Origin of the sequence: Streptomyces spiramyceticus (genome assembly GCF_028807635.1) — a bacterium.
Taxonomy (GTDB): domain Bacteria; phylum Actinomycetota; class Actinomycetes; order Streptomycetales; family Streptomycetaceae; genus Streptomyces; species Streptomyces spiramyceticus.
In genome coordinates, this window is the sequence record NZ_JARBAX010000002.1 from 1689593 (window position 1) to 1703201 (window position 13609).

Genomic DNA, 13609 nt, shown 5'->3' on the forward strand with positions numbered 1-13609 from the left:
GGATGCGGTTTTGGCCGCGGTGAAGGCGCCCACGAATTCGCTCACTAGTGCGAGGATTATCATGGTCTGGATTGCCCCAGTATGTGCCCTGCCTCCAGGGGTGCAGGAAGCGTTCCCATTCCCTGCTCATTCAGCTGCGAAAGGTGGACGAGCACATGAAGCGCATACTTCTCCGATCCGGCAAGAGCCCTTTCCGCGCGGCCGAATCAGCCGAGTACCTGCACCAGGACCTGATGGCCACCAACAGCGGGAATCTGCTCTTCAGCGACTCCGCACACAAACTGCTCTCGACCCCGTGGAGCACAATCACGTCCAACGGCATCAAGACGAACCCGTCGGCCGAGCGAGCGGGGCAGATCAACGACGAGTACGATGTATTCGTCGTACCGCTCGCCAATGCCTTCCGCCCTGACTTCCGCGCCTCTTTGGACAGACTGTCCCGGCTGATCGAGCAGCTCACTATCCCGGTGGTGGTGCTGGGCGTCGGCGCCCAGGTGGGGGCAGATTACGACACCGACGCTCTGCTGCCCATGACCGACTCCGTCAGGCGGTTCGCCACCGCGGTGCTGGAGAAATCGGCCTCCATCGGAGTACGGGGCGAGTTGACCGCCTCCTACCTCAACGGCCTGGGATTCCGGGACGTGGACATCATCGGCTGCCCGTCGATGTTCCTGTACGGAGACACATTCCCCGAGCTGCGCGAGCCAGGCATGTTCGGTCCGGACTCACGAATAGCGCTGAACCTCTCCCCTGAAGCGATTCCCGTGGGAGACGTCGCCGGGATCGCGACCCATGCCCAGCAGCATTTCGAGAACCTGACGTACTACGCACAGAACTTGGTCGATGCCGAGCTGCTTTTCTGGGGCGACACCTCCAGGGAGGCCGGCCACGAGGACTCCTTCCCGCTGCAGTTGAGCCACCCGCTGTTTCGTGAGGAGAAGGTCACCGTTCCTCTCGATCCGAGAACCTGGATCGATGAACTGGCCGACTACGACTTCGCCTATGGGACCCGCATCCACGGCAACATCGCCGCCCTGCTCGCCGGAACGCCCGCCGTCGTCCTGGCGCACGACTCACGCACGCTGGAGTTGTGCCGATACTTCGACCTTCCCCACCGTATGCTGCGCGATCTGCCTGCCTGCACCGGCCCGGAAGAGCTGTACGAACAGGCGGATTTCACTTCTATGCTCAAGAGACACCGAGAGCGTTTCGCCCGCATAGCGGCGTTTCTCGACAAGAACGACCTGGAGAACACGTACGACCACGGCGACGGCGGCGCTTCGTTCGACGCCCGGATGGCCGAGCAGACCTTGCCGCCTTCACTGCGACTGTGGGACGGATACGACGACGGCAACATGCGCTACCGCATCAGCCGCCTGCGCGAACAGCACGCAGCAGCCGATCGTCGCATTGACCGCGTGATCCAAAACAACGACGCCCTGAACAAGAGGCTCGTTGCCTCCGAGAAGAAGAACGCCGAACTCGGTCAGTACCTTGGCATGCTGGAGAAGCGGCTCGCCAAAGCCGAGAGCCGCCTGACCGCTGCGGAGAAGAAGGTGACCGGCATCGACAGACGACTACTCGTCCGTATCGGCCCCGCCCTCCGCCGCCGCCTCCGCCGGTCCAGCAAGAACGTCTTTTCCCGATAACCCGGTTGCCTCAGCAACACGCAGCCGGGGAGAGCGACGGTCACTCATCATCCGACACCGTAGAAACGCGCAGGTCAGCTGCCATGTGATGGGACACCACAGCCAGGTAACCGCCGACGCAAGAGGACGGGTCGCTCCCGACCTGCGGCATTCGTCGTGACTGCCGGTGGTTTTCACAGCGAGGTCCTGCGGCCTGCTCGGTCTGCCCGACGACGTCGCGGACACTGGTGGTACTGCCACATACCGCTCGACACACGGGTAGCCGGCCATCGGCTCGGTCACCTGCGTCTGGGCCCCGCCACATGGGGGGCCCAGATGCTGCCGATCGCGTAGGGCAACTTCATGACCGCCGCGTGCGACCAGTGATCTGGTCAGCTGCAGAACAACGACTGGGCTCTCATGCGGGGTCCGCTCATCCCGCGTCGCTCTGGGTGCGCAGGCCCACCACCGACGCGGCTCTGAACCAACACGACGGCGCCGAGCCAGGCGGGGACGCTGGTGGCGAACGCGGGCCTGGTTACTGAGCGGCCAAGCCTTGCCGAGCACTCAGGGGCTGCGGGAATCACTGGTGCTGGGCGACCATGGAAGAGACCACGTCGCCCGCTGGAGAAGTGGGATCACCACCGTGCCGGCGGGTGGAAGGAGCGGCTGGCCATGGGTACGGATGGGTTCCAGGCCGATCTTGGCCCCGCTGAACGTGCAGATCTGGGGCCGTCGCAGCCGGGCGGGCTGCTCGATGTGCTGGGCGTGGCGGCGGGGGTGTTGGATACGGACGGGCGGATCGTGTTCTGGAGCCCGCAGGCCCAGGCATTGCTGGGTTACAGCGCCGAGGAGGCACTCGGCCAGTTCGCGGCCCATTTGCTGGTGGCCGATGAGCACGTCGACCGCGTGCTTCATCTGTTCGCTCAGGTGATGGAGGGCGAAGGGACCTGGGCGGGCGTCTTCCCCGTGCGGCACAAGGACGGCGGCACGCGGCTGCTGGAATTCCGCAACATGCGGCTGCAGGACGACCGCGGTGATCTCTACGCCCTGGGGCTGGCCACCGACCAGGCAACGTTGCGGCGGGTGGAGCGGGACCTGGCGCTGTCCGTGCGGCTCGTCGACCAGTCGCCGATCGGGCTGGCCGTCCTCGACACCGACCTGCGGTACGTGATGGTCAACCCGGCGCTGGAGCGGATCAACGGCCTACCTGCCGAGCAGCACCTCGGGCGGAGCGTGCGGCAAGCGCTGCCCTTCCTGGACGCCGACAGCATTGAGTCCGGGATGCGCCGGGTCCTGGCCACCGGCGTACCGCTGCTGGACCAGTACACCGTTGGCCGCACCCCGGCCGACCCCGATACCGAGCACGCCTGGTCGGTCTCCTACTACCGCCTGGAAGACCCTGGTGGAACGGTGCTGGGCGTGGGCACCTCGGCGGTCGATGTCACCGACCGGCACCGTGCGGCCCTGGATGCGGACCGGGCCCGGCATCGGCTGGCCGTGGTCGCCGATGCCTCGGTGCGCATCGGCACCACGCTGGATCTTGAGCAGACCTGCCGCGAGCTGGCTGATGTCGCCGTGCCCGAGCTGGCCGACATGGCCGCCGTGGACGTTCTCGACTCCGCCCTGGCCGGCCACCGCACCACCGTCCCTGCTCACGGACCTGCGCTGTTTCGAGCCCTGGCCGTGGCCGCCGCCTACCCCACCGACGCCACCAGCGTCGCCGACCCTCCCAGCGAAGTAGCCCGCTACGACGCCGACCGCCTGGTCACCCGGGCCGTCAACACGAGCCAGCCCGTCATGGTGGCCCACGTGGGCGAGGCCGATCTGTCCCTCATCGCCCGCGACCCTCGAGCGGCCGCCCTGCTGGCCCGGGCGGGTGTCCACTCCTATTTGGCCGTGCCGCTGATCGCGCGCGGCGAGGTCCTCGGCGCCCTGGATCTCGTACGCGCCCGCAACCCACAGCCCTTCACCGAGGACGACGCCACCTTGGCCTCCGAGCTGGCCGCCCGCGCAGCCGTCTGCATCGACAACGCCCGCTGGTACCAGCAGCAGCGCGACACCGCCCTCACCCTCCAGCGCAGCCTCCTTCCCGACCCGCCGCCGCAACTCTTCGGCCTGGAAGTCGCCTCCCGCTACGAGCCAGCCGGCACCGCCAGCGAGGTCGGCGGCGACTGGTACGACATCCTCCCCCTCCCCGGCGACAAGACCGCGCTCGTCGTCGGCGACGTCATGGGCAGCGGCATCAAGGCCGCCACCACCATGGGCCGGCTGCGCACCGCCACCCAGACGCTCGCCGGACTGGGCCTTGAACCTACCCAGGTGCTCCGCAACCTGGACAGGATCACCGCCGGGCTGGACCCGTACTTCGCCACCTGCACCTACGCGTTGTACGACCCCCACGGCGCGCAGTGCCACATCTCCACCGCCGGACACCTGCCTCCTGTCCGCATGCGGCCCGGACACGCTCCCGAACTACTCGACCTGCCCACGGGCGCCCCGCTGGGCGTCGGTGGCGTCCCCTTCCGCACCACCGCCATCGACCTGGACCCCGGCGACCAACTTGTCCTCTACACCGATGGCTTGGTCGAGACCCGCGACCAGGACATCGACACCCGCCTGGACGCCCTCGTCACTCTCCTCGACGGCCCACACCGCACCCTCGAATACACCTGCGACCACCTCCTGGCCGCGCTGCGTCATCCCGACGACCACGACGACGTCGCCCTGCTCATCGCCCGCATCCGCCGCTGACCGACGGCCCCAGCAGCGCAACGTGCCACGCGTAGAGGGGACAACTCCGCCCTCTGTGAACTGGCTATCTGCCCTTACGGCACGAGTTTCAGTGGGTCGTACGCGCCGCCGGAATCCCAGCCCAGCGTTAGGCCGCGGAGCGCTCCCAGTGGGTCGTGTCATCGCCGCTCACCAGGACACGTGTAGGGAGTCAGCGACGAGGGTGTCGTCGTGTGGATGCCACCGCCTGGTATCAGGCCGATGCCGAACTCCTCTCGGCCGAGCAGCTGTTGCTTCACCGGACCGACACCGATGTCCTCGGGCAGCTCGACCGGCTTGTCGAGGCCCTGCCCGATCTGGTGGAGGGCCGGTGGCGGGGCAGAGAGCTGGCGCCCGCCTCATATCTGCCACCCCGGTCGGAGTGGCTTACGGCTCTGGAACGCCTGGGTGCCCGTCCTGCGCCCCACCTCACCCAGCCCACCAGCGCCGTACTCAAGGACAAGACCGCGATGCGTGCGTGGTTTCGCGAGTTGGGCGGACGGGAGGCAGGATCTGGACAAGATCCCGGCCGCAGAGCGGTGGCTGGTGAGCGCCTACGTGGGCAGCACCTCGTTCAACTTCCACGGCTTGGTGTCGAGAGACGGCTCAGTCACTGTCCTGCGGCCCTCCGTCCAGCTCACCGATGTGTCAGGGCTCGGCGGGTCATTCGGGGGATACTCCGGCTGCGACTTCGGAGCAGCGGCGAGACTGGCCCCTCGGCGGCTTTGGCCCGAGGACAGGAAGCGACCGAGAGGATCGGCTGGGGACTCGCGGACCTCGGCTACATCGGTGTCTTCGGCACGGACTTCGTGGTAAGCGGTGAATCCGCGGTGGCACGGAAATCAACTGCCGAATGCAGGCATCCACCTGGCTCCTGGGCGAGGTGGAGCTCAAGGAGCAACAACTGCCCGACCATGCTGCGGCACGTCCTGGAGCTCCGCGGCCACGTTACTGCGACCAAAACCGACCTCGCACCGGTGCAGGCAGCACAACTGACCCTGGGCCACCAGGGCCCGCCCGGACGGGTTACCGGGACACCTGTCAGCGGCGTGTACCGCATGACGGACGGCGAGCTGCGGTGGCGCGGCACACGCATGGACGCCAACTGCTGGAAGGCCTGAACACACGGTTCACGGTGGAGGCGACGTAACGTCTCCGGCAGAGCAAGGTCGAGGCGTACGGGGACTGCGCGTGCACTCAGCGACCAAGATCAACCCGGACCACGATGAGATCCTGTTCATGGGCCCACTGCTGAAGGCGATACCGCCGGTACGCGGCAAACGCGGCCGGCCTCGGCGCCGCCCCACCGTGGTCCTTGGGCGAGGGTGCGGGGCATGGCGGGCTTGCAGGGGCGGCGGGGGCCACTGGCACGGTGCACGATCATGGGGTGACTTCCATACCGGCGCCGGGTTCGCCCCTGCCGCACCTGATCAGATCAAGGCCTGGTTCCGGTTCGTACCGCGAGCGGGCCGGCTCCCGTACGACACCGAGGGGCTGTGGGCCACACCGCTGACTCCCGACACCGCGCGTGTGGCCAACGTTCCCTTCCTGCAGGACGGGCTGAAGCCCGCAGCTCAATGACGCTGAGTGAGCGGTCAGGGGGGCGGCCTGATCATCGCCATCGGCAAGCGCAAGGGCCAGGCGTCCGGCGTCGTCACCATCTACCGCGCGCTCGGCCGGACTCCTGGCCGTGGGACCGCCGGCCCTCCCCGCCAGACCGAACGTCACTGGTCGCCGGAGCGGCGTAGTGCTGTCATGGGTAGGGGAGACGGTGTGGACGGGCCGGCAGGGCCGCGGAGACCGACGTGCCGCGCGTTGTCCGCCCGGGCGGTCCGACCGCGGTCGCCCCGTCGCACAGCGCTTGCAGGAGGAGGCCGATGCCATGCTGCACCGCCGCACGGTCGGTGACGTGATGACCGAGGAGGTCATCACTCTCCGCCCCGATACACCGGTCCAGGAGGTCGCTGCTCTGCTGGACGCGAACGACATCGTCGCGGCCCCGGTCGTCGACGACGACGGCGCCCCCGTCGGCGTCGTGTCGGCGTCCGACGTGCTGCGGCACGAGACCGGCATGCCCGATCCGCAGGGGCAGGACGGGAATGACGAGCGCGCTTGGGGCAAAGCCCAGGCCCGGACCGCGGGCGCGCTCATGAGCAGCCCCGTCTTCATCGCCCGCGCCGACTGGACGATCCCCCGGGCCGCGCGGGAACTCCGCACGCGGCACGTCAAGCAGCTGCCGGTGGTCGGCGACGACGGGCTCCTGACCGGAATCGTCAGCCGCAGCGACCTGCTCGACGCCTTCATCCGCTCCGACGCCGAGATCCGCGGCGAGGTCGAGCAGGACGTCCTGGGGCGCATCCTCGGCCTGGACGAGGGCACCGTCGCGGTCGAAGTCCGGGACGGTGCTGTCACTCTGCGGGGGCACGTCCCGGAACCGCGTCTCGTCCCGGTGGTCGTGGGCCTCTGCCAGGGCATCGACGGTGTTGTCGCCGTGGACGCCCACCTCGCCGCCGCCCGGGCGGGCTAATGCCTGCCCGGGCGGCACCCCCGCCACTACCCCGGGAACCGCCCTGGGCAGCGCCTCAGCGGCCGTGTCCGCATAAGTGAGCCCCATACCTCGTCGAGGTCGGGGGCTTCTCGGGGGGTGTCCTGTGCCATCGGATCTTGACTGTTTGTGTCATCGAAGCCTTGAGCGAACGAAATCGCTGGTTACAGCATCCGTACCTCGGCCTCGGGGAGCTTTGCCCACCAGTGGTGGTAACGGCTGTAGACCGCCGCCTCGCGGTCGCTCAGGAGGGCCGTCAGGGACTGGGCCTCCGCGGCGAGTCCCTCCCAGGTGGCTGGTGACAGAGGGTGGAAGGCCGTGGCCTCGATGCCGCCGTCCGCCGGGCGCCACACACCGGCGACATGGCCGTCCACCAGCAGGGTGGGCAGTACGTCGCCGTTACGCCGGATCACCAGAGGGCGGTAGCCCTGGGGTATCACCCGGCTGCGGTCGGCGTAGGCCAGCAGAATGCTGTCCCACATGGCCATGAGCCGGGGAGGTGCGGGGGTTTCGGCGGGCGGCCGGGAGGCGCCCGGGAGGTCGAAGAGCGTGCCGCCGTCCGGCCCCTGGAGCTGCTCGACGGCGCCGTCCAGAGCACGCAGCGCCGCGCGGACGGGTGCCCGCTGCACCATGGCGAACTGCGCCACGTCCGCGACCGACGCGGGCCCGAACCCCGCCAAATAGCGCAGGATCAGGGTCCGCAACGCCTGAGGATCCACTACCCGGTCCACGGGCACGGCCCCGGTTCCGGCCGCGACGAAGGACGGCCGGAGGCCGAATGACCACGGCGCATCCGTCGGGGCATGGTGCAGCGGCGCGTACGCCTTCAGCCCCCACCACGCCGCGTCTCTCTTCTCGGCGCCGAGCCGCTCCTCGGCCCACGCCTGCATCTCTGCCGAAGTCCGCGGCCGACGGGCGAAGGCCAGCAGCTCCGACACCAGCTCGTCGGCATCCGCGGGGGTCAGCCCCGCGACGGCAAAGCGGTGGCCGAGCCGGGAGGCGTACAGCGTGGGCTGCATCGCCGCGCGGAAGACCGGGTAGTCTTCGGCGTGCACGGCGTGCAGGGTGATCCGCATCAGGGTCGCCTTGACCACCGAACGCCCGGTGAAGGCGGCATCGAGCTCGGCCGGAGCGAAACTGGTGAGCCGGTTCCACAGGGCAAGGTACGGCGAGGCCGGGTGCTGCGCCTGGAGCGCGACCGCCCGCCGCACCCCGTCGGGGACGGTCAGCGGCTCACGTTCCAGCAGCAGTTGGCGGCTGAGGGTCGCCCGGTTGAGTTCGCGCGTGGTGATCATCACAGCCCAGGATTCTGCCCTGTCCCGCACCTGTCAGCGCCTCGTGCTGCCGTGATCGCCTGGGGTGGTGTCTGCCTGACCCTCCGGAACTCGGGCTGCTGGCACACGCAAAGTACGAGGGGTTCAGGCGGTGTTCACCAGCGGCGACGTCGACTGGGAGCGACCCGCTCAAGGCCGTACGGTCTTCGTGCATCTGACGAAGTGGGGCGATCCTCCCTGGGCGTAATGGCTGGCACAGCAGGCCGGCACGCGAGTGCTCGGGGCCCCGTGCCGGGGGACCCGAAACGGACACACAGCGCGGGGGACACCTCTCATGGATGCCGGCACGGATGCGACGGTCTCCGCGTGACTGGTGTGATCAGGGCGTCGGAGCCGTCCTGGACAGGCCCGTTCACCGGGATGGCAACGGCTAACACAACGAGGTGGAAGATTGGCGACGCCTCGGTTCATGACGGCCGCCCGCCGAACTGCCAGTTGTGAACCTCGATGTCGGCGTACCGGTCCGGGGTTAGGACGGCGCGTGCCGTGTCCGGGTCCGGCGCCCGCATCAGCACCGCCGTACCGAGCCACTTGGCGCCGTCGTCCGACAGCAGCGGCCCGTACGCGATCAACTCGTCCTGCTCGGGCGGCACGGCGAGGTCGGCGGCCTGCCCCGTGCCGAGGCCGAGCACGAGGTATCGGTTGCCGCCGGTCCGGCCACCGGGGAAATCCCACATAGTGCGCCCCAACGTGTTGCGCTACCGGCGCAGCAGCACGTCGCGGTACACGCCTGCCTGGTAGCCAGGCTCGCCGAAGGCGAACGCGCGGGCGGCGGCGGGATCTGGCATGTCGACGATGTGCACGCTGCCGGTGGGCGCGTCGCCGTCGCTGGTGAGGGTCGGGCCGCGGGCGATCATCTCCGTCGCGTACCGGTCCATGTAGGACCAGTGCTCCTCCAGGAGCTCTTTGCGCAGCGCCACGGAGCCGGGCCGATCGCGGTGGTAGCAGAAGAACTCCATGCCCACAGTCTTCATCAAGATGCGCAACTGTGACGACTGAGCACCGTAGTTGGCCCCACTGGCCAAGTAGAGCGCTCAGTTCTGGAATAGGGCGGGCGACGTCAGTGGAACCAGACGACGAGTCGCACGTTCTCTGCACCGTGAAACTCGCTCAGCGTGCCGCCCCTCCCTTTGACCTGTGCGATGCGCTGTGCCAGTACGGTTTGGGCGCGTTCGAGCCGGCCTTGGCTGCGGTTGAATCGGTCTGCGACGAGAGCGGGCCTGGTGCCAGGTCAGGCCCTGGTTCCGGGTGATCAGGTAGTGCGTTGTGGGGGTAACCCACTGCAGCGTCTCGGTGGCTGGAGATGAGGTCGTTGACGGGCCACAGGCAGTCCGCGGCCGCGTCGAGGACTTGTGTGAACTCGGGCCACTGCCTCACGGATGGCTTCGCGGCGCGGCGGAGGCTTCACCAGGCAGTCGCCTCGACCGGTGCCCGCAGGCACTGCTTGGCCGTCGTCCGCACCGGCAACGGCAAGGCGCGCTCCCACCACGTAGTTGCCCGGGGCGTCGGCTTCATCAGGCCGCCGGATGTTGACCCCCACTGTCAGCGGCAGGCCGGGGGAGCCGGTGCGAGGGAGGTGCGTGGACGTCCACGTCGCTGTGGCGCGAGCCATCGCGGCGACGTAGGCATCGTTGGCGCTGCCCTCGTATGGGCGGGAAGCCGCCTGTAGAAGATCAGTTCGCCAGAGTCCGGGTAACCCGGACTCGCAGGAGCCGGCGTACCCCTGCAGCATCCGGGCGTAGAGGCGGCCGTACTGGATCGAGGCTGCCACCAGTCCGTGGGGCCGACGCCTGAGGAACCAGGCGAGGGTGCGGCGGAACCGCGAGGCTGGCAATCGGCCGCGAGGGTCGGGGGGATGGAACCAGTGCGGGCCTGACGGCGGCATTCGTCGTTGGCCAGGTGACGAACGCCGCGATGTCACGGTCGATCGCGTCGTCGGTGCGGGCTTTGGCAGAGCCCTGGCCCGTGTATGGCCCGGAACCGGCCGGTCATGCCGATCTGCCGCGAGGCTTCCCCAGTACCCGTGCGGCCCGCGCCGTTGCGACGTGCCTTCCTACCGCCCAGCGGCCACCCGGGTTGCGTTGCGGTCGACACAGGCGCATTCGGATCCCACCCGCCCGCGTGCGCGCGCGGAGGAATGATCGAGCGCTTTACGGTGGGCTGATGCGACCTGTTCCCAGGTGGGCCCTGCTTTCGTCGGGGTGTGTCCCTGTCCTGTTGGTCGGAGGCTGGACGATCGCGGCACTACTGGAGGGGCCCGCCTACGATCCCGTTACTCAGACGATCAGCGTCCTGGCGGCCTACGGGGCTGCGGGATTCTGGGTGATGACCGGAGCACTCCTCGCCCTGGGCGTCTGCCACCTGCTCACCGCCTGGGGGCTGCGCGCAGCCTCGTTCGCCGGACGTGTGGCGCTGGGCGGCGGGGGAGTGGTGGCGTTGGTGGTGGCTCTGCTCCCGGTGCCGAGCAGTGGGGGGTCCCTGATCCACGGGTCAGTCGCCGCGGTCGGCTTTACTCTCCTGGCGGTGTGGCCGGTTCTGGCTGCCGATCGCGGCGGAACCGCACCATGGGGACTACGGCCCGTGCCCTCCATCGTGGTGACCGCTCTGATGGGCGTCGGTGCAGGCTGGTTCCTGATCGAAATGCACCGTCACGGTGCCGCTGGTGTTGCTGAACGCCTCGTGACATGCATTCAGTCCCTATGGCCCTTGGTAGTCGTCGCCTCCTGCCTCTGCTATCCCGCCAACGATGGACCTTCGAAGTGACCGGGGCCGGCAGTTGGATTGGCCTGGAGTACGGCTGTGGCCGGGGATGAGGGGATGAACTGCGAGGCCGTCTTCGCCCGGCCGTAGACATGGCAGAACAGCCGCTCCGGTGAGCACGGGGCGTCCGACCCAAGCCACGGCGAGACGTACACCGCCAGCACCAGGCGCCCGTCCGGGAACCGGGGCAGGCGGGAGATGGACGGGCGTACGCCGTACCGATGCCACGTTCTTCCTGGGCGTCGCGTCCTGCCGGCAAGGTCTCCCGCAGCTCCTACCCGGCGGGATGGCAGCACATCACCCCACGGGCCCCACCGCCGAAGAGCCGGCACCCGCGCCCGCAGTCTCCGACGACGACGTTGTCGGGGCTGCGCCAGGCCCAGCAGCACTTGCCCGACGTCACCCTCAACGCGCTGCGCTGGGCCCGCGCCAACGACCCGGCCTTCCCGGCATCGGCTCTCTGGCGGTGCCCAACCTGGCTGGCACGGAGCCCGTGCGCCAGGTGATCGACTACGTCGCGAAGGCCGAGGACATGCGCGAGGACCACCTGGAGCCCATCTCATGGCTACGGCGCGACGAGCCAGCCGCGGCAGTCCGGGCGTGACCGGTCAGGGCCGGCCCTTGCCCGCGCTCACCCGAGCGCTCCCAAAGCTCGGCAACGTCGATCCTCGGGATGGCCTGGGTTACGCGGGACCGGGGCACCTCCCCCGAAGCGGCACGGTCAGGACACCGGCCCTCTCCCGTCCCGCAGTCGCTCGGCGAACGCCCGCGCGGCGGCCAAGTCCCCGATGTTCGGCCGCTGCTTGTTGATACCGCCGACGAGCTTGAAGGGCGTCCAGGTGTCGAACGCCCGGCACGAGAAGCTCCCGTCCACATCGAAGCCCTTGCCTTCGAGGAGCCGGACCAGGGGGCGGGTGAAAGGCGCCAGCGGTACCTCGGGGAGCCCACTGGTGGCGAACACGAACGCCCGACCCCGCCCGTTGGGAAGTGCCTTGACGAAGTCGGTCAGGCGGGGGTGGAGCCTGCTGTAGAAAACGCCCGAGCCGAACCCCACGAGGTCGGCGTCGGCCAGCTCTCCCGGGTCGACCTCCTCGGGGGCGACAACCTTCGCGCCCAGTACCTGGGCCATGGTGTCGGCGACACGACGCGTATTGCCGTGTGACACGGAGGCGCACACGATGACGGCCTTCATCCTGACGATCCCTTCTCTCGCTTCTGTAGTAAGGACAGTGCAGCCGCGCCGGATGTGACACCACGCCAGTGTGACGGCAGCCACACCCGTACTGGAACAGCGACAAGGTCCCCTGGCCCGCGAACAGTGAAGTGTTCGGGTTACTCGGGCACCGGTGGGCCCCGGATGAGCCGCTCACTGAGTACGGTCTTGCTGAACTCGAAGACCGGATAGGCGTGAGGCTGCCGGAGGAATACTGAACCTTCCTCCTCCAGGTCGCTGCGGGCGGCGCAGGTCCCACCTACGCCTCTTTTCCTGTGCGGCGTGCGCAGGACCGGTGGCGCTGGGAGGGCGATGCTCGCCCCCGAGCGCACCGCCGGCGCCATCGTGATCTGCCGTCACGGCTGCGCCCTGCGGGAGTGGCTGATCATCAGCGGTAGCCACCGAGGCACGATCTGGTCCGTCGGCCGGGCGGAGCGTCGATGTGCGCCGTCCATGGGCCGACGCGGGGGAGGCTCGGGCTACGCAGCGGTGTCGTACGTGTAATGCCTGGTGTGATCCAGCATGTCGGCGGGCGTCACGTCGTTCCAGGGACGCATGACGTCATTGAGGTCCACCACGTTGGGCGTTCCGGCAGCAGGCAGGTAGGTCGATCCCGGGTGGCGGGCCTGCCACTGTGCCCAGAGCCGGTCTATGAACGCATGATGCAGCCAGAACACCGGGTCGTTGGGGGAGGCACCGGTGGCCATCTGGCCACCCACCCACACATGTACGCGGTTGTGAAGGTTGACGCCGCGCCAGCCTTCCAGGTGGTTGCGGAAACCGTCGGACGCGCTGTTCCAGGGCGCTGTGTCGTACGTGGGCATCGCGAGCACGGAGTCGACCTCCGCTCGAGTGGGCAACTGCTGTCCCCCGGAGCCGAGGGCGCGGCGGAGAAAGCCACGCCCGTCGACCCGTACGGACACCGGCCACTTGCCGGCGGTGACTGCGAAGGCGCCGTCGCTCACTTGCCCGTCCCTGCTTCGGCCGGTACCGCCGAGGAAGTCGGCCGCCCACAGAGAGGACGTGGGGGAGCGGTCCACCGTCCAGTCCCAGTAGGGCAGCGCGACATCCGGATCCACTGCCTGGAGGGCTTGCTCGAACTGTATGAGAAACCTGCGGTGCCAGGGCAGGAAGGACGGTGAACGGTGGCCCACACGGTCGCCGTTGTCGGTGTCGCTCATGATGAACGCGTTGTGGGTGGTGACGAACGTGTCATAACGCCCGCTGCGCTTGAGTTCGAGCAGCGCGTCGACGAAGCGACGCTTCTCGGCGGAGGTGAGGTTCGCCTGGTTCTTGCGTACGGTCATTGGGAATGCCTTCAGGTTCAGGGCTGGACGGAGTTGCTGGTCGGCGGCTG

At 68.6% G+C, this 13609-nt stretch carries 10 protein-coding genes and 3 pseudogenes; 8 read left to right on the forward strand and 5 right to left on the reverse strand.

Annotated elements, in window-relative coordinates:
- The first annotated feature begins 155 nt into the window (after nt 1-155).
- The 5 genes and pseudogenes from PXH83_RS31145 (at nt 156) to PXH83_RS31160 (ending at nt 6927) form a co-directional block, all read left to right on the forward strand.
- A complete protein-coding gene (locus PXH83_RS31145; protein WP_274564886.1) occupies nt 156-1649 on the forward strand; it encodes a polysaccharide pyruvyl transferase family protein in 1494 nt (497 codons plus the stop codon).
- A 654-nt stretch (nt 1650-2303) separates the two neighbouring features.
- Nucleotides 2304-4382 carry a SpoIIE family protein phosphatase gene (locus PXH83_RS31150; protein ID WP_274564887.1) on the forward strand — a complete coding sequence of 693 codons (2079 nt, stop codon included), beginning with the start codon at nt 2304-2306 and terminating at the stop codon, nt 4380-4382.
- A gap of 932 nt (nt 4383-5314) precedes the next feature.
- On the forward strand, nt 5315-5521 hold the full coding sequence (locus PXH83_RS31155) for a hypothetical protein (protein ID WP_274564889.1): 207 nt from the start codon (nt 5315-5317) through the stop codon (nt 5519-5521).
- Between the two features lie 313 nt (nt 5522-5834).
- Nucleotides 5835-5963: pseudogene (locus PXH83_RS32755) on the forward strand (DUF4265 domain-containing protein); the annotation flags it as partial.
- A gap of 319 nt (nt 5964-6282) precedes the next feature.
- Complete coding sequence (locus tag PXH83_RS31160) at nt 6283-6927, forward strand: CBS domain-containing protein (protein ID WP_274564890.1); 645 nt, start codon at nt 6283-6285, stop codon at nt 6925-6927.
- 182 nt (nt 6928-7109) lie between these two features.
- On the opposite strand, the gene PXH83_RS31165 is transcribed toward PXH83_RS31160, so the two are convergent.
- A complete protein-coding gene (locus tag PXH83_RS31165; protein WP_274564891.1) occupies nt 7110-8243 on the reverse strand; it encodes a winged helix DNA-binding domain-containing protein in 1134 nt (377 codons plus the stop codon).
- 443 nt (nt 8244-8686) lie between these two features.
- Nucleotides 8687-9238, reverse strand: a pseudogene (locus PXH83_RS31170) (YciI family protein).
- A gap of 1204 nt (nt 9239-10442) precedes the next feature.
- Here PXH83_RS31170 and PXH83_RS31175 point away from each other — a divergent pair.
- Complete coding sequence (locus PXH83_RS31175; protein ID WP_274564892.1) at nt 10443-11042, forward strand: DUF998 domain-containing protein; 600 nt, start codon at nt 10443-10445, stop codon at nt 11040-11042.
- Nucleotides 11043-11050: 8 nt separating this feature from the next.
- Here PXH83_RS31175 and PXH83_RS32390 read toward each other — a convergent pair.
- Nucleotides 11051-11230 (reverse strand): annotated as a pseudogene (locus PXH83_RS32390) (NF041680 family putative transposase); the annotation flags it as partial.
- Between the two features lie 275 nt (nt 11231-11505).
- Between PXH83_RS32390 and PXH83_RS31180 the strand changes: the two are divergent.
- Nucleotides 11506-11643: a hypothetical protein gene (locus PXH83_RS31180; protein ID WP_274564893.1), complete on the forward strand. Its 138-nt coding sequence runs from the start codon at nt 11506-11508 to the stop codon at nt 11641-11643.
- Between the two features lie 117 nt (nt 11644-11760).
- Here the strand turns inward: PXH83_RS31180 and PXH83_RS31185 are convergent, their stop codons facing one another.
- Nucleotides 11761-12231 (reverse strand): flavodoxin family protein, encoded by a 471-nt coding sequence (locus tag PXH83_RS31185; RefSeq protein WP_274564894.1) that lies wholly within the window; start codon nt 12229-12231, stop codon nt 11761-11763.
- A 303-nt stretch (nt 12232-12534) separates the two neighbouring features.
- On the opposite strand from PXH83_RS31185, the gene PXH83_RS31190 reads away from it, so the two are divergent.
- Nucleotides 12535-12756 carry a hypothetical protein gene (locus PXH83_RS31190; protein ID WP_274564896.1) on the forward strand — a complete coding sequence of 74 codons (222 nt, stop codon included), beginning with the start codon at nt 12535-12537 and terminating at the stop codon, nt 12754-12756.
- Here the strand turns inward: PXH83_RS31190 and melC2 are convergent.
- Nucleotides 12732-13559 (reverse strand): tyrosinase MelC2, encoded by an 828-nt coding sequence (gene melC2, locus PXH83_RS31195; protein ID WP_274564897.1) that lies wholly within the window; start codon nt 13557-13559, stop codon nt 12732-12734. The two genes, PXH83_RS31190 and melC2, sit on opposite strands and share 25 nt — an antisense overlap.
- Nucleotides 13560-13609: the final 50 nt, after the last annotated feature.